21 protein-coding genes are annotated in these 23,031 nt (G+C 64.9%); 6 read left to right on the top strand and 15 right to left on the bottom strand.

The window, feature by feature from the left end:
* Positions 1 to 116: 116 nt before the first annotated feature.
* Positions 117 to 464 carry a RidA family protein gene (locus tag Q5Z10_RS15740; RefSeq protein ID WP_176020002.1) on the top strand — a complete coding sequence of 116 codons (348 nt, stop codon included), beginning with the start codon at positions 117 to 119 and terminating at the stop codon, positions 462 to 464.
* A gap of 82 nt (positions 465 to 546) precedes the next feature.
* Here Q5Z10_RS15740 and Q5Z10_RS15735 read toward each other — a convergent pair whose 3' ends face one another.
* From Q5Z10_RS15735 to Q5Z10_RS15690, 10 genes are all read right to left on the bottom strand, one after another.
* Positions 547 to 921, bottom strand: coding sequence for a hypothetical protein (locus Q5Z10_RS15735; RefSeq protein WP_303636318.1), 375 nt, complete (start codon positions 919 to 921; stop codon positions 547 to 549).
* 592 nt (positions 922 to 1,513) lie between these two features.
* A complete protein-coding gene (rnfB, locus tag Q5Z10_RS15730) occupies positions 1,514 to 1,927 on the bottom strand; it encodes an Rnf electron transport complex subunit RnfB (RefSeq protein WP_303636317.1) in 414 nt (137 codons plus the stop codon).
* Positions 1,928 to 1,952: 25 nt separating this feature from the next.
* Positions 1,953 to 2,543 (bottom strand): HAD family hydrolase, encoded by a 591-nt coding sequence (locus tag Q5Z10_RS15725; protein ID WP_303639204.1) that lies wholly within the window; start codon positions 2,541 to 2,543, stop codon positions 1,953 to 1,955.
* Positions 2,544 to 2,619: 76 nt separating this feature from the next.
* Entirely contained in the window at positions 2,620 to 4,701 is a 2,082-nt protein-coding gene (gene metG, locus Q5Z10_RS15720; RefSeq protein ID WP_303636316.1) for a methionine--tRNA ligase, read from the bottom strand.
* Between the two features lie 102 nt (positions 4,702 to 4,803).
* Entirely contained in the window at positions 4,804 to 5,247 is a 444-nt protein-coding gene (locus tag Q5Z10_RS15715; RefSeq protein WP_303636315.1) for a DUF2147 domain-containing protein, read from the bottom strand.
* Positions 5,248 to 5,373: 126 nt separating this feature from the next.
* Positions 5,374 to 5,775 carry an SMU1112c/YaeR family gloxylase I-like metalloprotein gene (gene gloA2 / locus Q5Z10_RS15710; protein WP_303636314.1) on the bottom strand — a complete coding sequence of 134 codons (402 nt, stop codon included), beginning with the start codon at positions 5,773 to 5,775 and terminating at the stop codon, positions 5,374 to 5,376.
* The gene (locus Q5Z10_RS15705; RefSeq protein WP_303636313.1) at positions 5,772 to 6,842 is read right to left on the bottom strand and encodes a serine hydrolase domain-containing protein; all 1,071 of its coding nucleotides are present in this window, start codon (positions 6,840 to 6,842) and stop codon (positions 5,772 to 5,774) included. Before Q5Z10_RS15705 ends, gloA2 begins: the two co-directional genes overlap by 4 nt.
* 16 nt (positions 6,843 to 6,858) lie before the next feature.
* Complete coding sequence (locus tag Q5Z10_RS15700) at positions 6,859 to 8,802, bottom strand: DUF885 domain-containing protein (RefSeq protein ID WP_303636312.1); 1,944 nt, start codon at positions 8,800 to 8,802, stop codon at positions 6,859 to 6,861.
* Positions 8,803 to 8,898: 96 nt separating this feature from the next.
* Positions 8,899 to 9,684, bottom strand: coding sequence for a queuosine precursor transporter (locus tag Q5Z10_RS15695; protein ID WP_303636311.1), 786 nt, complete (start codon positions 9,682 to 9,684; stop codon positions 8,899 to 8,901).
* Positions 9,681 to 10,364 carry a DUF502 domain-containing protein gene (locus Q5Z10_RS15690; protein ID WP_303636310.1) on the bottom strand — a complete coding sequence of 228 codons (684 nt, stop codon included), beginning with the start codon at positions 10,362 to 10,364 and terminating at the stop codon, positions 9,681 to 9,683. Before Q5Z10_RS15690 ends, Q5Z10_RS15695 begins: the two co-directional genes overlap by 4 nt.
* Positions 10,365 to 10,440: 76 nt before the next feature.
* Here Q5Z10_RS15690 and Q5Z10_RS15685 point away from each other — a divergent pair, with 76 nt between their 5' ends.
* Positions 10,441 to 11,757, top strand: a complete 1,317-nt coding sequence (locus Q5Z10_RS15685) for a hypothetical protein (RefSeq protein WP_303636309.1) — start codon at positions 10,441 to 10,443, stop codon at positions 11,755 to 11,757.
* Between the two features lie 8 nt (positions 11,758 to 11,765).
* Here Q5Z10_RS15685 and Q5Z10_RS15680 read toward each other — a convergent pair whose 3' ends face one another.
* From Q5Z10_RS15680 to Q5Z10_RS15660, 5 genes are all read right to left on the bottom strand, one after another.
* Positions 11,766 to 12,482 (bottom strand): hypothetical protein, encoded by a 717-nt coding sequence (locus Q5Z10_RS15680; RefSeq protein WP_154264141.1) that lies wholly within the window; start codon positions 12,480 to 12,482, stop codon positions 11,766 to 11,768.
* 45 nt (positions 12,483 to 12,527) lie between these two features.
* Positions 12,528 to 12,980 (bottom strand): DUF4442 domain-containing protein, encoded by a 453-nt coding sequence (locus Q5Z10_RS15675; RefSeq protein WP_032128978.1) that lies wholly within the window; start codon positions 12,978 to 12,980, stop codon positions 12,528 to 12,530.
* Between the two features lie 193 nt (positions 12,981 to 13,173).
* Complete coding sequence (locus Q5Z10_RS15670) at positions 13,174 to 13,863, bottom strand: ABC transporter ATP-binding protein (protein WP_100461260.1); 690 nt, start codon at positions 13,861 to 13,863, stop codon at positions 13,174 to 13,176.
* Positions 13,864 to 13,896: 33 nt separating this feature from the next.
* A complete protein-coding gene (locus Q5Z10_RS15665) occupies positions 13,897 to 15,171 on the bottom strand; it encodes an efflux RND transporter periplasmic adaptor subunit (protein ID WP_303636308.1) in 1,275 nt (424 codons plus the stop codon).
* Positions 15,172 to 15,663: 492 nt separating this feature from the next.
* Entirely contained in the window at positions 15,664 to 16,446 is a 783-nt protein-coding gene (locus Q5Z10_RS15660) for a 4'-phosphopantetheinyl transferase family protein (RefSeq protein WP_303636307.1), read from the bottom strand.
* A gap of 586 nt (positions 16,447 to 17,032) precedes the next feature.
* On the opposite strand from Q5Z10_RS15660, the gene Q5Z10_RS15655 reads away from it, so the two are divergent.
* Genes Q5Z10_RS15655 through Q5Z10_RS15640 form a run of 4 tightly spaced genes read left to right on the top strand, consistent with a single transcriptional unit; the run spans position 17,033 to position 23,028 of the window.
* Complete coding sequence (locus tag Q5Z10_RS15655; protein ID WP_100461253.1) at positions 17,033 to 17,728, top strand: thioesterase II family protein; 696 nt, start codon at positions 17,033 to 17,035, stop codon at positions 17,726 to 17,728.
* A 20-nt stretch (positions 17,729 to 17,748) separates the two neighbouring features.
* The gene (locus Q5Z10_RS15650; RefSeq protein ID WP_154264138.1) at positions 17,749 to 18,582 is read left to right on the top strand and encodes an SDR family oxidoreductase; all 834 of its coding nucleotides are present in this window, start codon (positions 17,749 to 17,751) and stop codon (positions 18,580 to 18,582) included.
* 60 nt (positions 18,583 to 18,642) lie between these two features.
* On the top strand, positions 18,643 to 21,591 hold the full coding sequence (locus Q5Z10_RS15645; RefSeq protein WP_303636306.1) for an amino acid adenylation domain-containing protein: 2,949 nt from the start codon (positions 18,643 to 18,645) through the stop codon (positions 21,589 to 21,591).
* A gap of 51 nt (positions 21,592 to 21,642) precedes the next feature.
* The gene (locus tag Q5Z10_RS15640) at positions 21,643 to 23,028 is read left to right on the top strand and encodes a hypothetical protein (protein ID WP_303636305.1); all 1,386 of its coding nucleotides are present in this window, start codon (positions 21,643 to 21,645) and stop codon (positions 23,026 to 23,028) included.
* Positions 23,029 to 23,031 lie beyond the last annotated feature (3 nt).

Below are 23,031 nucleotides of genomic sequence, written 5' to 3'. Positions count from 1 at the left end.
TTGACCAGCGCCGCTGCTGTGCCGGAAGTGGCGGCATCCACTGGCCGCAACGGGTACACACTTCGCGCTCCAGCTGGGTGAGAATGCAGTCCAGACCACCCGCAGGAGCCACGCCCATGATGGAGCGTTACGACGTCGGACCGCGCATGTCCGAGATGACCGTGTACAACAAGGTCGCCTACCTTTCCGGCCAGATTCCGGAAGACACCAGCCAGGACATCACCGGCCAGACCCGGCAGGTGCTGGCCGAGATCGACAAGCTGCTGGCGCTGGTCGCCAGTGACCGCCAGCACGTGCTGCGGGCCGAGATCTTCCTGGCCGACATGGCCGATTTCGAAGGCATGAACAAGGCGTGGGACGAGTGGGTGGTTGAAGGGGCGACGCCGGCCCGTGCCACGGTGGAGGCCAAGCTGGCCCACGCCGACTGGAAGGTCGAGATCATCGTTACCGCGGCCGTGCCGTAATGACCGGGCAGGGGTCAGACCGGTTTTCCACGGGACACCGGATCTGACCCCACGCGTCGGGCAACGGGCGCTGCACCGTCCGCTACCGCTGCGGCTGCAACCGTGAGCTTGCCTGCGTGCACAAGGCCAGGCAGGCCAGCATCAGGCCTTCCATGACCCGGTCGCCGACGTACTCCGCCGGCGCGCCGTTCTGCCGGGTGCGCTCGGCGGCCAGCAGGACCTCCTGCACCACGCGCAGCCCGGCCAGCGCGCAATCGGCATCGGCCAGCGCCATGCACCGGCTGGGGATTTGATGCCGCTCCGGCCATGGCTGACCGTCAGCGGCGGCACCGGTGCCGATGCGGCGCAAGGTCGCAACCAGCGTGGTGGGATCAGGCGATGGCGACTGTTCCGTGTCCTCGCCCGCAGCGGCCGGGCCGAGGTAAGCGTGCAGAGAGGAGAAATCCGAGGCGTTCATGGCAAGGCTCCGTGCTGGACAGACGGTAGCCGCCACCCAAAGGTGGCGGACGGAGACGTGGCTCGAAAACCGGTGTCGAACGATCCGGCTGGCCCGAAGACCTCCACGCCCCGCCCGCCATGACCGGCCGACGGATTGCCAGCCGGCGCCACGCAAGATGACGCCGGCTGGCAAGCGTAAACAACGTTCGACAAAACGGGTTTTCGAAGCCCGGCCACCCTTTCCGGTGGCTCACCATCTGTAACCCCGCCGTGGCTGAATGCCAATCAGACAAGTTGCAATGCCTGCAACGTACAGGACGCTTCCGGCATTTTTGCATGCTGTTGAGCCGCCTCGAACGCCAGTGGCGCCACGGTCGCGATAGACCGGGCAATCTGCGACATGCATCGTGATTCGATCGTCGCCAGCGTGCGCACGCAAGGTTGATTGCGACGAGGGTTCTTGGCGTCGGAGAGAGTGTGCGGACCAAGGTCCGCACCTGCCAACCCCCGCCCACCCGCCCAGATCATCAAACCCAGGCAGCCGACGCTCCCAGCTGTTGCCGTTGCTGTTGCTCTCAGCGCAACGCGACGCCGCCGCGCCGCAGAAGAAACTACACCAGCACCAGCTCGATGCAATCCACCGGGCAGGGTGGGATGCACAGCTCGCAGCCGGTGCACAGATCGGCAATCACGGTGTGCATGTACTTGGCGCCGCCGACGATGGCATCGACCGGGCAGGCCTGGATGCACTTGGTGCAGCCGATGCAGTCCGCTTCCACGATCAAGGCCACCTGCGGCGGCTTGTGCTCGCCCCGGCTGCGATCGAATGGCAGTGCCGGCACGCCCAGCACCTGCGCCAGTGCCCGCGCACCGGCATCGCCGCCGGGCGGACAACGGTCCACGCCCGCCTCGCCACGCGCCATCGCCTGTGCATAGGGGCGGCAGCCGTCGTAGCCGCACTGCCCGCACTGGGTCTGCGGCAGCACACGGTCCAGGCGTTCGGTCAGGGGAGGGATCAGGCTCATGCGTGGCGAAGGCTGCGCGTTGCGGTCATTTCAGGGGTTTGCCGCGATACCAGCGTTCGTGGGCCAGCGCCAGCATCGGCCGGTCCTCGCTGCTGTCACCGTAGGCATGGATGCGCGCGTAGCGCGACAGATCGAAGCGGCGGCGGATGTGATCGACCTTGCGCGGACCGCAGTCGCCGCCAGCATAGCGGCCGGTCAGTCGTCCGCCATCGCTTTCCAGCTGGTTGCAGATCAGCTGCAGGCCCTGCTGCTCGCACCACGGGCGCAGGTACAGGTCCAGCGAACCGGAGACCACCACCACGGTGTGCTGCTGCTGCTTGTGCCAGCGGATCTGCTCCAGCATCTCCGGACGCACCACTTCGGGCAGCACCTCGCGGGCAAAGCCGGCGGCCAGCGTTTCGATGTCATCGGCGTGGCGCTCGCGGAAGGTCAGGCGGGTCACGCGGGCGCGGATACGCGCGGCCGAGATCAGTTTCAGCCTGTACGCCAGCAGCCAGGGCCCGACTTTCCACCAGGCCTGGGCCAGCTGTTCGGCGGTGGCCACCCGGCGCAGGAAACGGCCGTAGGTATCGCAGGTGGTAACCGTGTGGTCGAAGTCGAACAGCGCCAGCTCCATCCTGCCGTCTCCCGTTGCCGTGCTAGCCATGGCGGTTTCCCCGACCGGGCGCGGCGTGGGCCGCGCCCGCGCCGGATCAGCGGACCGGCATGCCCGGCTGCGCGCCGCTGTCGGCGTCCAGCAGGGCCAGTGCGCCGCCGTCGAAACCGGCCGACAGGATCATGCCTTCGCTCAGGCCGAAGCGCATCTTGCGCGGGGCCAGGTTGGCGATGAACACCACGCTGCGGCCGACCAGCTTTTCCGGCTCGCCGTAGCTGCCACGGATGCCGGAGAAGATCTGGCGCTTGCCCAGCTCGCCGGCATCCAGTTCAAAACGCAGCAGCTTGTCCGAGCCTTCCACGAACTCGCACACCAGCACCTTGCCGATGCGCAGGTCGAGCCTGGCGAAATCATCGATGCCGATGTAGGCCGGGGTGTCGGCGCTCTTCGCCGGGTCCTTGGCCGGGGCCGGGGCCGCCGGCTTCACGGCGTCGGTCGTGGCGGCGGGGGCCGCTGCGGCGGCGGTCTGCAGGGTGTCCTTGGAGGCGTCGATCATGGCGTCAATCTTCTTCGGGTCGATACGGGTGAACAACGGGGTGTAGTCGGTGATGCGGTGGCCCAGCAGCGGCTGTGCCAGCTCGGTCCAGTCGTTCACCGGCGCGGCCAGGAACGCTTCGGCCTGCGCGGCGGTGGCCGGCAGCACCGGCTTCAATGCGGTGACCAGCACGCGGAACAGGTTCAGGCCCTGGCTGCACACCGCCTGCAGCTGCGCGTCGGCGCCTTCCTGCTTGGCGATCACCCACGGCTTCACATCATCGATGTAGCGGTTGGCTTCATCGGCCAGGGTCATGGTCAGACGGATCGCGGCAGCCGGGTCGTTGCGCTCGTATGCCTCGCGGATCGGCGCCAGGCCATCGACGAAGCGCTGGTACTGCGCGGCATCGGGCAGCTGCGCGGCCAGCTGGCCGTCGAAGCGCTTGCTGATGAAGCCGGCGCAGCGGCTGGCGAGGTTGACGAACTTGCCGACCAGGTCCGCATTGACGCGCGCGATGAAGTCACCCAGGTTCAGGTCGAGATCGTCGACGCCGCCGCTGGACTTGGCCGCGAAGTAATAGCGCAGCGCTTCCGGTTCCAGGCCGGCATCCAGGAACGTGCGGGCCATCACGAAGGTGCCGCGCGACTTGCTCATCTTGGCGCCGTCCACGGTCAGGTAGCCGTTGACGTGCAGGCGGGTCGGCGCACGATGGCCGGTGCCGTGCAGCACCGCCGGCCAGAACAGGCCGTGGAAATTGACGATGTCCTTGCCGAGGAAATGGTGCAGCTCGGTGCTGGTGCCGGCGCGCAGGTGCGCTTCGAAGTCTTCGCCGATCCTGCCGCACAGCGTCTGGAAGCTGGACAGGTAGCCGATCGGCGCGTCCAGCCAGACGTAGAAGTACTTGCCCGGCTGGCCGGGAATCTCGAAGCCGAAGTACGGCGCATCGCGCGAGATGTCCCACGCGCGCAGGCCGCCTTCGGCATTGAGCCACTCGCCCAGCTTGGCCTTCACGCCCGGCAGTGCGACGTCGCCGCCCAGCCAGTCGCGCAGGAAGCCGTCGAAATGGCCCACCTCGAAGAAGAAGTGCTCCGAATCGCGCATTTCCGGCGTGGCCCCGGAGATGACCGAACGCGGTTCCTTCAGGTCGGTCGGCGCATAGGTGGCACCGCACACTTCGCAGTTGTCGCCGTACTGGTCGGCGCTGCCGCAGTTGGGGCAGATGCCCTTGACGTAGCGGTCGGGCAGGAACATGCCCTTGGCCGGGTCGTAGAACTGCGCCACCGAACGGCGGCTGATGTGGCCGGCCGCTTCCAGCTTCAGGTAGAACTGCTCGGTCAGCGCCTTGTTGGCCGCCGAGTTGGTCGAATCGTAATGATCGAAGGCGACGCCGAAGGCGGCGAAATCGCGCTCATGGCTGGCCTGGATGGCGGCGATGAAGGTTTCCGGGGTGACCCCGGCCTTCTCGGCCGCCAGCATGATCGGCGTGCCATGGGTGTCGTCGGCGCAGACGAACCAGGCCTTGCCGCCACTCATTCGACGCGCGCGCACCCAGATGTCAGCCTGGATGTAGCCGACCAGGTGGCCCAGATGCAGCGGGCCATTGGCATAGGGCAGGGCGGTGGTGACGAGTGCGGTACGGGTCATGGTCACGGGGTGCAGCCAGGGGGAACCGCAGATTATCGCATGCCCGCAACGAGGTGACCCGGCCGGGGCCGGGTCACGTGGGCGGGTCGCTGGGCCGGACGCTTACTCGCGCTGCCAGGTCTGCGCGCGGCAGATGAAGGCGACGCAGCCGGACACGTCCAGCTTGGTGCCGCCCGGCTGCAGTTCCATCTTCGACTTGTAGGTCTTGCCGTTGGCCGGGTCGAGGATGGTGCCACCGGACCACTTGTTGGCGCCGTCGGCCTTCAGGTTCCAGAGGATGGTCATGCCCTTCACCGGCTTGTTCTTGTTGGCGCCTTCACAGCCGTCGCAGACCGGGTTGGGCCCCTTGTCCGAATGCAGGATCTCGACCACCTTGCCGGACAGGGTGCCGTTGGCGGCCTGGGTGATCTCGACGATCGACTTCACCTTGCCGGTCTTGTCGTCGATGGTCTTCCAGCGGCCGGCGGCGCCATCGGCCGCCTGTGCCGAGAGTGCGGCCAGGCACAGCGGCAGCGCCAGCAGCAGGGTCTTGAAGGTCTTGCGCATGGTCCCCTCCCAGGGTTCATTCCGGCACGATGCCGTACGGGTCGACTGTATACCCATTCGGCGGGGTATGGGGAAGGGGCCGCTGCTGTCCCCCCCCTGGGGGGAGGGCGGCCTGCGGGTCCTGCATCAACCGACTTCGTACAGCTCCAGCGGAAGCCCGTCCGGATCGGCGAAGAAGGTGAAGCGGCGGCCGGTGTACTCGTCCACGCGGATCGGTTCGCAGTCCACGCCGTGTGCGGCCAGGCGCTGGATGAAGGGCTCCAGCGCGGCAACACGGAAGGCCAGGTGGCGCAGGCCCTGGGCTTCGGGGCGGCTGGGGCGTGGCGGCGGTGAGGGGAAGGAGAACAGTTCCAGCTGGCCGCCGTCGGGCAGGGCCAGGTCCAGCTTCCACGAATCGCGTGCGGCGCGGTGGTTCTCGGCCAGCACGCGCAGGCCGAGGATGCGGACGTAGAAGTCCCTGGAGCGGGCGTAGTCGCTGCAGATCAGGGCGGCGTGGTGGATGCCCAGCAGGGCGTTCGGATCGGTCATTGCAGGATGTCCAGCCAGCGCCGGGCGATTGTCAGGGCCAGCGGATAGGGTTCGGGGGCGTTGCGGTTGCTCAGCACGATCACCGTCAGCTGGTGCTCGGGGTAGCGCACGATCACGTTGCGGAAGCCGATGCTTTCGCCGCTGTGCCACTGCGCACCACCGTTCAGGCGCCAGCCGAAACCATAGTGCGGCACGTCGGCTTCGGGGGTGGCGGTGGCCGGGCTGAACATGGCCGTGCGCGATGCGGCTGACAGCAGGCGGTCGTCGTACAGGGCCGCGTCCCAGCGTGCGAGGTCGTCCAGCGAGGAATAGATGCCACCGTCGCCGAGCACGGCACTGGTCGTGCTCTGGTCGGTTCGCTGCCAGTGGCCGTCAACCTCGCTGTAGCCATAGGCACGCTGCGCGATCTGGTCGACCCCGTCCTGGTGGGCGACGGTGTGGGCCATGCCCAGCGGCTGGAAAATGCGCTGCTGCAGGAAACCGGCAAAGTCGATGCCGGCGGCGCGGCCGACGATCAGCGCCAGCAGTGCGTAGCCGCTGTTGCTGTAGCGGTAGCGGCTGCCGGGGGCGAAGGCGAGTCGATCTTCGCGGGCCAGCAGCGCCAGCACGTCGGCGTCGCGGACCTGCCGGGTGTCGGCAGGGTCCATCAGCGCTTCGTAGTCCAGCAGGCCGCTGGTGTGCGACAGCAACTGGCGCAGGGTGATGCCTGCGGCGGCCGGCGGAAGTTCCGGCAGCCAGCGCTGCGCGGGCTGGTCCAGTGCCAGCCGGCCGTCCTCCACCAGCAGCAGGACCGCGGCCGCGGTGAACTGCTTGCTGACCGAGGCCAGCCGGAAGTTGCTGGCCGCTGTCACCGCGGTGTGGTCTTCGACCACCGCCAGGCCGTAGCCGCGGCGGAACACCGGCTTGCCCGCATGCAGCACCAGCACCGCTGCGCCCGGCACCTGGCCATCGTAGGCCTGCATCAGCCCATCGATGCCGGCATCCGGCGGTGCCAGCGGTGCCGCCGCCAACACCGTCAACGGCAGCAGCGCGAGAACGGCGGCACACAGCAGGGCGGCAGGGCGCATGGCGGCTCCGTGTCGGTCAGGGCGTGGGGGCCGGCGTGGCAGCGGCTGGTTGCGACAGCCAGCGTTCGATCTTGTGGTCCAGCACATCCAGCGGCATCGAGCCGTCCTTCAGGACTTCGGCGTGGAAACGACGCAGGTCGAAGGCTGCGCCCTGGCGGGCCCTGGCCTTGTCACGCAGGGCGATGATCGTGGTCAGGCCGGCGACGTTGGACAGGGCCTGCCCGGGCTGGGCCATGATCCGTTCCACTTCCGCATTGGCATCGTCAGCGCTCATGTCCACGGTCTTCTGCAGATAGGTCACGGCCTGCTGTTTGCTCCAGCCCTGTGCATGCACGCCGGTGTCGGCCACCACCCGCGCGGCGCGCAGCAGGCGCGAGTAGAGGTAGCCGATCCGGTCGTAGGGATCGGCATAGGCGCCGAGTTCCTCGCCCAGCGTTTCCGCATACAGGCCCCAGCCTTCGATGAAGGCCAGGTCGCCGCCGAGGCGGCGGAAGCGCGGCAGCTTGGCCAGTTCCTGCTGCAGGCCCAGCTGCACGTGGTGGCCGGGGATGGCTTCATGCAGGTACTGCACCGGCACGCTCCAGCGTTTGCGGCTGGGCAGGTCGCGGGTGTTGACGTAGAGCAGCCCCGGTTGCCCCGGCTGCGGTGGCTGGTAGGCCGCAGCGGCGGCGGTCAGGGCGCGCTCGGGTTCCACCGCACGGATCTCCAGCGCGGCCTTGGGCAGGGTGTCGAGCACCTGCGGCAGGCGCGCATCGACCTGCTGCTGCACCTGCCGGTAGCGGTTGAGCAGCGCATTGGCATCGCTGTACTGGAACTGGCGGTCGTTGCGCATGCTGCGCAGCAGCTTGGTCTGCGAACTGCGCAGCTTGCCATCGCGCATCACCGTGGTGATCTGCGCCTGCAGTTCCTGCACGCGTTGTTCGCCCAGCGCATGCAGCTGCGCGGCGGTCTGCTCGCTGGCCGTGGTCTGCACGATCAGGTTCGCATACCAGGCCTGTCCATCGGGCAGTGCGCCCAGGCCGCTGCTGCTGCGGGTGGCCGGCAGGTATTCGGTGGCGATGAAACCGCGCAGCGCCCGGTAGGCCGGCATGATGCGCAGCTCGATCATCCGCTTGTACTCGGCGCTGATGCGCGCCTTGTCCGTCGCGGAAATGCTGTCGGGCATGGTCCGGATCGGCGACCAGAAGATGCTCTCTTCGGCGGTGGGCTTGATCACCGCGTCCAGCTGCGGAAGCACCTTTTCCATCAGGTCACGCGGCTGCACCACGCCGGCTTTCATGCCCTGGCGCATGTTGGCGATGGCCTGGTCGAACAGGTCGGGAATGCCCAGCGAGCGCCGCGACCAGCTGTCGTAGTCCTGGGGCGTGTTGAACGGCTGGGCACCGGCGCCTGCGCCGAGAATCGCCATGATGCTGCCGATGTTGTAGTACTGGCTGATCGGCATCATCCAGCTCGGGTAGCGCTCGGCTGCCAGCGACGCGCGTGCGTCACGCACGAAGATCTCGTAGCTGAGCAGATCCTGGCCCTGCAGGCCGTCGCTGCCGATCTTCTCGACCTTGCCCAGCCATTCGGTGGTGAAGTCATGCGATTGCTGCCGCCACGCGGCGGACAGGATGTTGGGCAGCTGGTCGTTGTAACGCGGCTCGCCCTGGAAGGTGGCCTGCAGCGGATTCAACCGCATCGAGGCATCCCAGTATTCGTCATACAGCCGTTCCAGCTGAACCTGCTTGGGCACTGCCCGGGCAGGGGCGACCGGGCGCGGCGCGGCGCGGCGCGCCGAACTGCCGCGGGCCGGCGCGGTGGCACGGCTGCCGGCGCGGGCCTTCGGCTTGGCCGCCTGGCGGGTCTGCGCGGCGGCGGGGCGGGTGCCCTTCTTCTTCGCTGCTTCGGCGGGCGCAACGGCGCTGAACAGGAACAACGCGGCGATGGCGGCGGCCAGGACGCGGGGGGAATACGGCATCAAGAAGCTTCCGTGGAACACAGACCGTGGAGCTTGCACGATCCGCGCGCGTACGGCCAGCACGGGGGCGCAGTCAGCTTGGGCGGCGCTCGGGCTTCAGTCAGCCGCGGCCGCAGCGCGCAGGTCGGCGGCGCGCTGCTCGCCCAGATAGCGGGTGATCGCGCGGCGCATCAGGTACAGCAGCGGAATCAGGGCGATCGCAAAGCCCATCTTGTAGACATAGTTGACGCTGCTCACCGCCAGGAACAGCGATGTCGGCCAGTGCTGCGGACCGAGCACGAAGGCGATCCAGATCACCACGAAGCTGTCCACCAGCTGCGATACCGCGGTGGACCCGGTTGCGCGCAGCCATACGTGGCGCTCGCCGGTTGCCCGGCGGATGCGGTGGAACACCGCGACGTCGATCAACTGGCCGAACAGGAACGCCACCAGCGAACCGGCGATGGTCCACATGCCCTGGCCGAACACCGCCGCGAACGCGGCCTGGTAGTCGGGCACGCCGTGGGCCTGCATCGATGACACCCACCAGCTGGCCGGTGCCAGCGAGATCGCGGCGAAGGCGAACAGGAAGCCGTAGGCGATCAGCACCACCGCCAGCCACGAGATGAAACGCACGCCGCGCTTGCCGAAGAACTCGTTGATGGTGTCGGTCATGATGAACACCACCGGCCACAGCAACGTGCCGGCGGTGAAACTCAACGAGCCGGTCTGGCCGAACAGGTTCCAGTTCAGCGGGTCGATGCCGAGCGTGTCTTCCAGGGCGAAGATCTTCACCCCGATCAGTTCAGCCAGCACCGCATTGCCGCAGAAGAACGCGGCCAGCACGATGAACAGCAGGACGGCGCGGTCCTGCAGCGGTCGCGCATGCGGCGCCGGGGTCATTCGGAGCGGTCGCCGGCGCGGGTGAACGGCACGCTGGCCGGGGCCACCGCACCGCCGGAAATGATGAAGCTCATCGCCTGGTCGACGGTCCAGTCGGTCGGCGTCAGCAGCTCCACCGGAACGATTTCCAGATAGCCCGAGGTCGGGTTGGGCGTGGTGGGGACATACACCGCGGCCAGTTCGCGGTCGGTGCCCTGTTCCCTGATGACCCGGGTGACCAGGCCGACCGACTTCATGTCGCGGTGCGGGAAGTCGATCAGCACCACGCGCTGGGTGCTGCCCGGTTCGGTCTGCAGCATGTCCAGCAGCTTCTTGGCGCTGTCATAGATGATGCTGGCCAGCGGGATGCGCTTGATGACGGCACCGACCCAGCGCAGCAGACGCTGGCCGACCACGCGGCGGCTGGCGACGCCCACGGCCAGGATCACCAGCAGCGTGGCCAGCAGGGCGATGGTGTTCTGGATCCACTCGGCGCGGACCCAGCCCAGGTAATGCGGGAAACTGGTCGCGATCTGTTCGGACAGCGGCACCACCAGCGGGCTGGAAATGCCCGACAGCAGCACGAACACGAATTTGACCACCACCCAGGTCAGCCAGATCGGCAACAGGGTCAGCAGGCCGGTCAGGAACAGGCGCTGCAGGGAGGGGCGGGGGACCAGGGCGGGGGCTTCGAGCGACATGCGCGCATTGTAGCGGTCACCGCCGGTCGATTACGCTGGGGAATCGACTGCGGCAACGGCACATGGAAGGGAAGCTGTGTTGAAGATTCTGCGCGGGCTGGGCTGGACCCTGGCAGGCCTGCTGGTGCTGGCCATCGTGGTGTGGTGCGCCTCGCGCATGTGGCCTGTGCCCGAATCGCGGCTGCAGGCGCAACAGCGACTGGAAGCACGCCTGCCGGCGACCGGCCACAACGGTTATGCGCTGCTGTGGACGTTGCCGTTCGACGATCTGGATGCCCGCCAGCGCGAGCAGGCGCTGGCCGAGGACGTGCGTCGTTGGGAGGCCGACCTGCGGGGCAGCAGCGGCGGCCAGACACACCTGGTGGCCAACCATAGCGAGCTGCACTTGCGGCCCGGTGCCAGTTGCGGGCCGACCACCAGCGGCTGCCTCGCCCAGGTCCGCGCGGACCCGCAACGCTTCGTGGAGGCCCATGCCGGGCACCAGCAGTTGCATGCGCGGCTGGATCGGCTCGCCGAAGCAGACTACTTCGTGTCGCCGTTCCAGCCGAAGGGCGAGGGCATTCTGGTTCCGTTGCCGACCTATGGCCTGGTGATGGACGCCACCAGTGCACGCGCGCTGGCCTATGTGCAGGGCGATATCGACGGTGCCCTGCGAGGCGCCTGCCGTGGCCTGCAGCTGGGCCGGCGGCTGGTGCCCGGCAGCAGCTATCTGGTCGAGAGCATCATCGGTGCCAGCCTGGTGCAGGCCAATGCCCAGCTGCTGGCCGACATGCTGGTCGAACTGCCGGCCGACCGCCCCTTGCCGGCGGAGTGCGAACAAGCCATGCAACCGCTGCGCGCAGAGGAACAGAGCCTGTGCCGTGCCATGCAGGGCGAGTACGCGATGAGCCGGGCGGCGATCGAGTCCTCGGCCCAGGAATCTGGTGGCGTCCTGGTGCTGGATCGGAGCAGTACGTTGGCGCGCGTGGCCGGCAATCTTGGCTGGGCCTGTGGTGCGGCCGCGATGGCCGCGCTGGAGGCCGATCGGCCGTTGCCGGTACAGGCACCGCCGCAGCGGGATTTCGGTTGCCTGTCCAACGTGATGGGGTGCGTGCTGACCGAGATCGCCGCGCCTGCCTATCCCGCATATTCGTCACGGTCCCAGGATGCGGCGGCGATGGTGCGGCTGCTGGGGGCGCAGCGTTGGCTGCGGCAGCAGACGGATGATCCGGTGGACGCACTGCGGCGATTGCCGGTGCAGTTCCGCTCGCCGGTGCGGGCGCCGCAGCTGGCGGCCGACGGCCGCCACCTGCAGGTGGCGCGTCGTTCGCCGCCGCGTGGCAACGCTGAGAGCCCGTGGTTGTCCGTACCGTTGGTGGCCGGCGCCGGCGCAACCGCCGCTGCCCGCGACTGAGCCGTGGCTCAGTCGGTGCCGGCCTGCGGATCGAATGCCCAGCCATCGCCGACGGTCTGCAGCGTCCAGCGACGGGTGCCGCGCAGTGGCTGCCAGCGCACGCTGTCCTTGTCGTTCTCGATGCTGCCTTCGACGCGCCTTACCTTGCGCGTGGAGAAGTTCACGCTCAGCGATTCGGTCTTTCCGGAATTGCGCATCACCGAATCCTGGTCGTAGCCGATCAGCGCGAACGCGCCGTCCTGCCAGCGGAAAGTGAAGGCGGTGGTACCCATCGACCAGCTTCCGGCGCTGGCGAATGAAAACAGCGCGACCTTCAACGTGCCACGCTGGATGCTGACACCTCCTTCTTCAAGCGGATCGCTCATCACCGGGTTGTCCGGGCGCGGAATCAGCTGATGGTCCTGCACCGCCAGCACATAGCCGGTTGGCCGTGACCACGCCACGGCGAGAATGCGCGGGTTGCTGTCATGCGGGGAGGGGCCGAAGCCATCGTGTTCGATGACGTTGCGCGGGTCCTGCTGGCGCAGTACCAGGAACAGATCAGCGCGGCCATCCTGGTCAAGATCGCCTTCGGTGCTGGATTCAAGCGTCCAGCCGTTGGGCACGAAGCCGGCGGCAGCGGCAGCCTGTGCCGGCAGCGTCGGGTACTGCACCGGCGGCAGGTCCAGCGCATGGACCGCGCACGGCAGGGTGCTCAGCAGTGCAGCAAGGGTGTACGGGCGCATCGGGGCCTCCATGGCAGAGGCCAGAGGATAGCGCCCCAGCGATGATCAGCGTGCGTGTGGCTTCAGGCGCAGATAGACCTGCTTGCGGACCTGGGCGACCACCTCGCCGCTTTCATCGACGACATCATTGCTGAACCATCTCAGCACTTTGTCACCAGCGGCGGCTTCGGCGCGCAGTTCGTCCAGCAGTGCGTCATCGATGCGGAACGACGTACGTACGGTGCCTCTGCCGGGCTTGAGGAAATCGATTGCACCGGCACGGTCCCACACGTAGTAATCGCGGCCGAGGATGTGCAGCAGGCCAAGCATCCAGAACGGATCGGTCATCGCAAACAGGCTGCCGCCGAAATGCGTGCCGACGTAGTTGCGGTTCCAGGGCCGCATGCGCAGTTCGACGTCGATCTGCCGGTAGTCCGGCGAGACCCGGGTGACGTGGATGCCGGTGAACAGGAACGGCGGCCAGAGATTGATACCGAAGCGGAACAGGCGGGCGTTCATGCGGGTCCGGGGGCGCGGGGCGAGGCGCCCAGTCTAACCATTCGCATGCGTACGTTGTAGCCCGTAGTGTTCACATTACGAGCACTCAAGCTGACGGACGCCTTTCCATTGCGTCCGCCGCTCGCTCAGTCTCTTCCTGGTGCTGCTTTGCACCGGCAGCTTGTGCGCGGGGGCGTTGTAGCTTTACACCCCTCTAGGCATCCACGGGCACGCTCTGTACCAGGTCGGTGGCTTGGCCGTCGACGATGTGGACGTTGCGCTGCGCGCGCGCGGCCAGTTCTGGGTCATGGGTAACCATCACAATGGTAGTACCTTGCGCGTTGATCTCTTCCAACAGTTCCATCACCCCACGCGCCATCTGCGAGTCGAGGTTGCCAGTCGGTTCGTCGGCCAGCAACAGGCGTGGGCTGCCGGCCAAGGCGCGCGCGATGGCGGCGCGCTGCTGCTGGCCACCGGACAGTTCGGCAGGGTAGTGCTTCATACGCGCGCTCAGGCCCACATCGCCCAGGGCTTTTTCGATGCGCTGTCTGCGCTCGGCCGAGGGCAGGCAGCGATAGCGCAGCGGCACATCGACGTTGTCGAAGAGGTTCAGGTCTGGGATCAGGTTGAACCCCTGGAAGATGAAGCCGATTTTCTGATTGCGCAGTCGCGAGCGCGCGTCATCGCCCAGGTGGCTGACATCCTGGCCGTCCAGCACGTACTGACCGGTCGTGAAGGTCTCCAGAAGCCCGGCGATGTTGAGGAATGTGGTTTTTCCTGAGCCGGACGGACCGGTGACGGCTACGAACTCGCCCTCGCGCACATGCAGGTCGAGCGAGCGCAGCGCGTGGGTTTCCACCTGTTCGGTGCGGAAGACCTTGGAGACTGATTGCATCTGGAGCATGAGGGAATCCTTGCAGGTAGGAATCGAAAAGAATCAATGGACGGTCACGCGCTCGGCATCGCCGAACTGGTCGCTGCCGGAGACGACGACGCGCTCACCTGGCTGCAGGCCGGAAAGCACCTCGACCTCCCCAAGGCTGGAGGCTCCGAGCCGGACTGGGCGGCGCACCGCGCTGCGCCGTTCCATGACGTATGCGTAGCGGCCACCGGACTGCTCGACGAACGGGCCGCGTTCGAGCTTGAGCACGTTGCGACGGGTGTCCAACAGTATCCGCGCGCTCATGCGCTGGCTCTGGCGCAGGTCCGGCGGCTGCTTCCCAGAAAAGCGCAGTCGCGCGGTGACCTCGCCGTTCACCACCTCCGGCGACACCGCTGAGACAGCGCCGGGGAATGGTTCGCCGCTGCCGCTCGTCAACTGCGCTGGCATGCCGATCGCCAACTCGCGCGCAAAGCTTTCCGGCACCTTGATCTCGACTTCGAATTTGCTCAGATCGACCACGCCAAGCACAGGTTCGTTGGCGGCAACGTGCGTGTGTTGTAACGCCTGAACCTGGCCGATCTGGCCGTCGAACGGCGCGCGCAGGGTCAGTGCATCAACTTGGCGCTCCACTTCCGCAACGACGGCCTTCTGGCGATCAGCCAGCAGCTTCTTGTTGCGCGCGTCCAAGGCTGCTCCCTGGCTTTTCAGGCTGGCATCCTGCAGGGTGTGCTGCAGTTCGATCTGGGCCCTCTTCAACTCGTCCTGTGCCTTGGCCAGATCCACCTGCGGCACAGCGCCACCGTCATAGCCCCGCTGGTAGCGCTCCAGGTCGCGCTGTGCGGCGGTGCGCACCAGCCCAGCCTGGTCGGACAGCTTGGCGCCAGCGGCGCGGGCGAGAGTGGCATCCAGCGCGGCACGGCTGGCCTCCGCTTCGAGGCCCGCAAGCGTGGCCTTCTCTTGGGCCAGCTTGCTGCGCAGTTCCGGGCTGTTGATCACCGCCAGTTCCTGGCCCTGTTTGACGGCGTCACCAGCCACCACCTTCAGGGTCACGGTTCCTGCGGAGATGGCGTACAGCACAGGGCTGTTGGCGGCTATGACGCGACCATCGGCGGCAATGTCGCGGACCAGATCACCGCGGCTGACCTCGGCGATGCGAACGCGCTTGGCATCGAACGAGCGTGTACCGGCACTCCAGCCGGAAATCGTCCAACCAACTGCGGTCAGTCCGATCAGCGCGGCGGCACCTGGCCAAAGGAAGCGGCGCCAAGCTGCATGTGGCTTGCGAAAAGTGAGGGCCTCGTCCTGCGCGGAGGTATCGCGAATCGCCATCAACTATCATCCTTGGTGGTCTGCGGGTCGTTCGGCACGTATGTGCGCGCTACTGCAGTCGATCCGGGCAGCTATCCGGACGCGAAGTTCCGGGAGGGCGCTTGGCGCCGGCACATGTACGCTCCATCTGGACCGAGCGTGACTATCGGGGCCATGGTGACGAGCGGTCGGTGGATGGAACGTGGTGATCGGTGCATGCAATGTCCTTTGAGGACGATGACTATAGCGTCAGGGCTCCAGCAAATTTCACGCCACTCCATGGAGTGCGCTGAATCAATGAACGGCCTGCTCTTCGGGCGTCCGGACCTTATGACAAGGTCGGACGATGAACCAAAGGATCGAAACGGGGAGTACTGTGCCCCGTCGCATCCGAGGATACACGTGAGCATGGAGTTGTCACTACCTATCGAAGATTGCTCAGGATGTAGCATCGCTGCAACAGATGAGTATGCATCATGGCCCGGATGACGGGGCTGCTGGCCAAGATGCCGATCACCACCCGCACCAGGTGATGTAAGTATCCGGGCCCAGAGATGCGAAATGGAATACTACAGTTGCCCCTGCACGCAGGGTGGGGGCCAAATCCAGAGTGAGCTGCCCCAGAAGGGTGTTGTCTGGTAGCGTGAAGTCGACGATGTCGATGGCTGAAAAATCGAAGTAGTTCCGCACATAGGGAAATGCTGCTTTGAAAAAGCTCTCTTTGCACGAAAAAATGATTGTTGATGCATCTTGTGGCCCAAGAGCATCCGACAGGCTGGTTACGCAGGTGTGTTCGGATGGGTTGAGCGCGACGCTATGGATGGCCGGTACGATGGACTCCGAGACGACATGTTCGATATCGATGCCAATGGCGCGATGCCCCGGCGCGTCTAGCCGCCTCATGGCGACCGCTACCGCAGTTCCGTCCACATGGGAAATGCTTCCTGCGTAGTCGTTCGGCCATTCAGGGCTTCGAAGCAGGCCAACCGGAATCTCGTCCACGTTGCACTGTAGGGCCCGAAGCGCCCTGACGGCGGCGCGACGCCCCGCGATGAACTCTGCCTTGCGCCTGGGCACGCTCCCTGCAATTGATGGTGGGATTGCGTGATCAACTGCGTTGGCTTCGCGGTCTTCTGGTGGCGGAATTTCGATTATTTCAGAGAACAGATCGATGCGGACGGTCGATGGTGAAAAAAGCGGATCGCGAGTCATCAGAGACGGTTCGCGCCCTGCATCAAGACGGATCAGAGGGCCATTGAAATGGCACAGGGGAGTGCGAAATTTCCTCTGGGTCATCGCGGTTCCGACTGTTCTAGTCACGTTCTGGTCGATGTTGATACAGGGAATTCCAGCAGGTAGCTACGTGCAAGTAGTCATGGGTTGGATGGCCCATGGTGGGGGGGGGGCAGGCCAGTTGCCGCGATACAGGCGCGGCGTTGCCGGCTTGATGTGGCCATTCAAGAAAAGTCATGCATCCTGTGTGCCTTCAATTACTGCCGGTGCAGCAGGCCATGACGGCAGTCCGCAGGCGCGTACTTGTCTGAGGGCTGCGATGGCTGTGCCGCCGGCCTCGAAGGTGACAACCAACGGCGCGGCATGTGCTGAATGCACGGATCGAGCGGGCAGCAGGTCCCATCACACACCCCGGAACTCAGCGCTCGACATTCAGCGCGAGCCAGGCTCAGGCGCTCTCGCCTCTGTTGCTCCAGCGCCTGCCGTAACGTAAGCAGAATCGCGTTTGACTTTGGCAGCGGCATCACATGATACTCGGCGAAGGGGTCTTGAGCATCGTTGACCAAACCACTATTCGGGGGGAGATGCCTTGGGTTATCTGGGGGCGTCCTTGCTTGCCGCAGTTCATGAAGAAACATGAGCACGATAAATGAATAAGCCTCAGCTGCTTTGCCTCCCATTTGCTGGTGCGGGAGCGTCGTTCTTCAGTGAGTGGAAATCGATGACGGAACGTTTTGACGTCGTTCCGATCCAGTTGCCGGGTCGCGAGAAGCGCTTCTGCGAACCGTTCTTCACCGATGTGTTTGAGGCCTCGGCTGGCCTTGCGTCCGAGTTGCCAGGACTGGTCGATCCGGATCGGGACATCGTTCTCTTCGGGCACAGTCTCGGCGCCGTTCTGGCCTACGAGCTAACGCGTGCGCTTGTACGCCAAGGCAATCATCGCGTGATTGGCTTGGCGGTCAGCGGGTCGCCTGATCCCTGGACGCCACGGAAGGAGCGCGCCACCGGTTTGGACGATGAGAAGTTCCTCGCACGCGTCAGCGAGTTTGCTGGATACACGCACAGTGCACTGGAAGATCCGCTGATGCGGGAGCTGCTGCTTCCTGTCATGCGCGCGGACGTCGAAATGCACGAGAAGTACAAGGCTCGTACAGACACCGCTCTCGATATTCCGATCCTGATGGTGAGGGGTGACGACGACGAGCTTATCAGCAGCGAGGAACTGCAGGGCTGGGTGCGCGCTACAAGCGCGAATGCTCATGCGGACTCATTGCCAGGAGGGCACATGTATCTGACCGAGCGCCCGGGGGAGCTGCTTGAGATGCTTGAGCGGCGCTTCCTTTAGCTGACCCGGGAGATCATGAAATGACCCTGCCGAGGTTGTCAGGAAAAGTTGGGATCGTCACGGGTGCAGCGAGAGGGCTTGGGCGTGCATGCGCCTTGCGTTTCGCAGAGCACGGCGCCGACCTGCTGCTGATCGATGTGGCCAAGGATCTGCCGGGTGTGTCGTATCCCCTGGGAACTGAGAGCCAGCTTGCGTACACCGCCGAGCTATGCACGGAGGCTGGCGCCGCCGTGCAAACGGCCCATGTTGATGTGCGCAATCAGGCGCAGATCGACGCTGCGGTAAACCAGGCGATTGCGCGCTTTGGGCGGATCGATTTCCTGGTCAACAATGCCGGCATCGCAGCGCCGTCGGGAAAGATCGCCCATGAGATTACCGAGGATGAGTGGGCGTTGATGATCGACGTGGATCTCAATGGTGCCTGGCGAATGATTCGCAGCGTCGGGAAAATCATGCTGGATGCACGCTCCGGAAGCATCATCAACATCGCCTCGACAGCCGGGCTGGTGGGTTACCGCCACTTTGCCGGATACGTCGCGGCCAAGCACGGAATTATCGGCCTGACCAAGGCGGTGGCTCTCGACTACGCGCCATACAAGGTGCGTGTGAATGCCATCTGTCCGGGCTCTGTTCGTGATGCCGATCATGTCGAGGGGCGTATGCTCTCGGAAATAGCGCGCTCGCTGGACGTCGCCGTAGCCGAGCACGAGGACGTGTTCGTGCAGGCCCAACCCATGAATGAGCTGATTGAGCCCGAAGATATCGCAGCGGCGGCCTTGTGGCTTGCCTCGGATGAGGCCGTCCGGATGACCGGCAGTACAGTGACGGTGGACGGGGGCTTCTCCATTCGCTGAGTTGTGCACGCTTGGAAGCCGCGGGTTACCGCCCATCACGTGAAACGGACATTGCGTACTATGGAAAGCGCCTCTATTTTCTCGAAGCTGAAGGACGCGGCTTGCGCCGATACAGTTGGCGCCATGCGCAAGCGTGCAGGCTGGAACAGCCATGCCTTCGCCTGCCGCCTCGATGCTGCAGTTGATGAGGGCAACGTCGCCGCCGCTCTGGGAGTGCTGGACGAACGGTTTTCATGCGCGGGATGGCCGCGTTCCGTTGCCCAATTGCATGTGACTCCAGTGGGCTCGCCCTCGACATCGGAAGTGGCGTTGCGGCAACGCATGCGTGAGATGTCCCGCCCCTTGTCTCGCGGGACCGGTCAGGTTCTGCGCGCAACACTGTTGCGGTACGGTGATGGGCACAGGGATTTCATTCTTGTCGGTGACCGCGACGTACTGGATCAGGACGCTTTGCAGCGCATCGTGCAGTACTGCTTTTCTCGCGGTGACGCTCCTCCGCCCATCGAACAACGGCAGGCGCTGGGGCCAACGGCGGACGAGATCCATGCATTCGTCAGTTCGGATGTGTCACCCGCTCTGGAATGGGACGGTCGCGGGGCTCGCCAGGCCGGGCAGGGCACACTGGAGATGGTCACTGGCATGCAGGTCGCACCTGAGCACTGGCTGGCGGCGTTGGGCCTGGTTCTCTCCTGTTTCCACGGCAAGCCAGCGCCCGCAGTTGCGATTCTGCAGGAAGCGCCCTCGCAAGGCAGCGGAATCGAGTTGGGAGTCACCGGTTTTCGGCTCGCAAACCCGATGTCGGCTGGAAGCACCAGCGTATCTTGTGCGCTGGACCACGCGCGTGCGCAGCTCAGCGGCGCGATGCGCTACACCGAGAGCTTGCTGGGCACCCTGATCGGAAAGCATCAGTTCGCTCTCGATGTCAGTGTCAGCATGATATTTCCGCTGGACGTTTCACCCGATGTCGAAGGAATTCTGGACATCGAGTACCTGCCCTGCAGCAGTGCCATTTTTCCTGTCACGCTGATCGCAGGCCGGCAGGGAAGCGGCCATCTCACCTGTCACTTCGATGAGGCGCTGTATTCGACGCCATCGATGCAGTGGCTGCTTCGTTGCCTGGTCCACGTATGCTCCCAGTTGAAAGAAGAAGGCGCTGCGCGGCTTGTTGACGTAGAACTTCTGCCGCAGACCGCGCGCGGGGAAGTGGTGGCGCTTGGTCGTTCCGAGCCGAGGCACGTCCCCGGCGATGATGACCGCATCGAAACTGCTTTTGCGCGTGTGAGCGCACAGCAGCCTGATGCAATCGCGATTTCCTACGGCGATGACGTGCTGACCTACGCCGAGCTCGATCATCGATCGAGCCTGTTGGCCGGTGCATTGGCGGCGCGCGGTGTGAAGCCCGGATTCTTCGTCGGCATCTGCCTCAACCGATCGGCGGCGGTGGTTATCGCCATGCTGGCGATCGTGAAGTGCGGTGCGATCTACGTGCCTATGGACCCCGCTTACCCGCACGACCGCCTGCAGTACACTGCAGGCGATGCTGGTTTGACGCTCACCATCACCGAAGATGGCACATTTCCCGACGTGCCCGGCATGGTCGTGACGACAGTGCCGGAGCTCGAACGCGAAGCCGACCCGGCTCGGGTCTGGCGTGCGGCAGGTGCCGCTGCAGGCGACGCGGCGTACATGATCTATACCTCCGGATCGACAGGTCGCCCCAAGGGTGTACTTGTCCCGCATCGGAACGTGATTGCTCTGATTGATGCGACCCGTGAAGGCCTCGAGCTTTCGCCGCGCGACACCTGGACGCTGTTTCACTCCAGCGCGTTCGACTTTTCCGTTTGGGAGATCTGGGGCTGCTTGCTGACCGGTGGACAGTTGGTCGTCGTCCCGCACTGGGTGTCCCGTGACCCTGAGCTTTTCCGTGAGCTCATTGCACGCAAGTCGGTCAGCGTGCTGAACCAGACGCCTTCCGCCTTTTACCAGTTGATCGAAGTCGATCAACGCGTTCCGGTGAGTGATTCACTTCGGCTCGTCATATTCGGTGGAGAGCCGCTGGATGCACGGGCGTTGTTACCCTGGTTCGACAGCCACGCCGAGTCGCGATGCCGGCTCGTCAACATGTTCGGTATCACCGAAACCACCGTGCATGTCACATGGCAGGATGTGCGAAGGCGCGAAGCCCTCGCTGGGTCCCGCTCGGTTGGCACGCCGATCCCTGGTTGGCACCTGTACGTCATGGATGATCAGCAGCGTCTCCTGCCGCCCTGCGTTCCCGGGGAAGTCTATGTCGGCGGTGCCGGCGTAGCCCTTCGTTACCACGAGCGTGAAGACCTTACCCAGACACGCTTCATGCCCGATCCTTTCCAGGAAGGCATCATGTATCGCACCGGTGACCGTGGCTGCATGCTCGCCAACGGTGTGCTCGAACATCTCGGACGGCTGGACAACCAGATCAAGCTGCGCGGCTTCCGAATCGAGCTCGACGAGATCCGCCGCGTCCTACTCGGCCACGATGCGGTTGGCGCTGCTGCCGTTCTCTTCAATCAGCCAAATCAGGCCGACCCGGCATCTGGCCGCATCGATGCGTATGTCGTAGCCGATGACGCCAGCGAGGCGGGTATCCGCGCCCATCTGGCGCGCCTTCTTCCCGAGCACATGGTGCCTTCGACGCTCACCTTCGTCCGGACGATGCCGCTCACCACAAATGGAAAGCTTGATACCAAGCGCCTTCCTCCGCCGAAATCGCCCGCCCCAGTCGCTGTAGCTTCGGTGACCGACAACGCCGCGCAACCGCTGTCAGCCTTGGAACAGGTGATGTGCACGATCTGGCAGGGCGTGCTCGGCAGGGAGATTGGCGCGGACGAGAACTTCTTCGATCTGGGCGGGAATTCGCTTCTCGCCGTACGCATCTCATCGGCTATGAGGAAGCAGGGGCTCCCTGCCTTGTCGATGAGATACCTTTACACCCACCAGACCATACGAAAGCTGGTAGCGGCGCTGGCCTGATGGCGCATGAGTGTATGGGGCGGAGCTCGACTACAACCGACGGGAATTTCCATGGATCAGGACATTGTGCGAAATCATGCGGCCGTATCCATTGCCGGCCAGGCTTTCCTGGATTACGCGGTGGTCAAGGCCAACTGCCTGGAACCAGTCGCGCTTCTCGATGACAGCTTGCCGCCGCTGTTCCGCAATTATCAGTACCCTCTGCATTCCTGGCCATGGTTCCTCGGCGAGGAAATGCGCAAGATTCTGGAAGACTGCGCCTGCCAGGTGCCGCGGTTGGTGCAGCGGGCGATCGAAGTTGAATTTGGCGATGACTATCAGCGGCTTGCTGGCTACTTTGGCTTGTCCGAGCTGGCCGCTGAACTTTACATGGCGGTGGGGGTTGACCCGTCCCAACTGATGCATCGGACGGATGCCATCCTCACCGAGGATGGTCTGAAGATCATGGAGATCAACGTCGGCTCGAACATCGGTGGCTGGCAGATCCAGTGGATGGATGCCTTGTACCGCAAGCACCCCTCGCTGCAGGAATTTTTCGGCCAGGTTCGTTGCGAGTCCAAGGATATCCCGCTCGCGTATATGACGCAGATCGTCGAAAGCGCCAGGGCCGTATCCGATGACGGGGATGCAGCAGTGCATGCTTTCGTGTTGGTGCCCGCTGACTTCATGGAAATTGCTGATAGCGAGCAGACGATCAACGCCGTATTCCAGGCGGCGGCGGCTGCATGTGGATGCCGCGGGGTAATGCACTTCGCGAGCGATTACGCCGCGTTGAAATTCACGCCTGCCGGCGTCTATCTCGATGAGCTGAGGATTACTGCGATCGTCTCCTCGTTCCCTGGCGATGATGGCCCGACGCAGCCAAAAGAGCTTTTCCGCGCCTATCTGGGTGGGCAGGTCGCGTGGCCGGACAATCCTTTCATCGTCCCGATCCGCGACAAGCGTTCGCTGGCGTTGCTGCACAAGCACAAGGAAAGTCCGGCATTCAACGAGCAGGAGCGGCGCCTGATCGACTACTTCATCCCATGGGGCAGTGACGTCAGTCCAAAGCACGTCGAGTTCAAGGGGACGCGCGTTGACCTGGAGACGCTTTTGCTCCAGTGCAGGGAGAAGTTCGTCATCAAGATCGCGTACGGCGCCCAAGGCAACGATGTGCACGTAGGCAGGTTCAAGAACGATGAGGAATGGGCGAAGGTGGTTGCGCAGGCCCTGCGCGAGCCAGGTTGGCTTGCACAGGAATTCTGCAGCTCGTTGCCCTTCTACGGGCAGTCGGGGAGTCGGGGTTACCAGCTCCATGATGTCGTGTGGGGAGTTTTCGGCTTCGGCACGAAGTACGGCGGGTGTTGGCTACGCCTGATGAAGCGTGGCGACAGCGACGGCGTCATCAATTCTGCCAAGGGCGCTCAGGAAACGATCGTCTATGAAGTGTTTGCATGAGAT

It is taken from the genome of Stenotrophomonas sp. 704A1, from assembly GCF_030549525.1.
Lineage (GTDB): Bacteria > Pseudomonadota > Gammaproteobacteria > Xanthomonadales > Xanthomonadaceae > Stenotrophomonas > Stenotrophomonas tuberculopleuritidis.
This window is presented reverse-complemented; position numbering and strand designations above follow the sequence as displayed.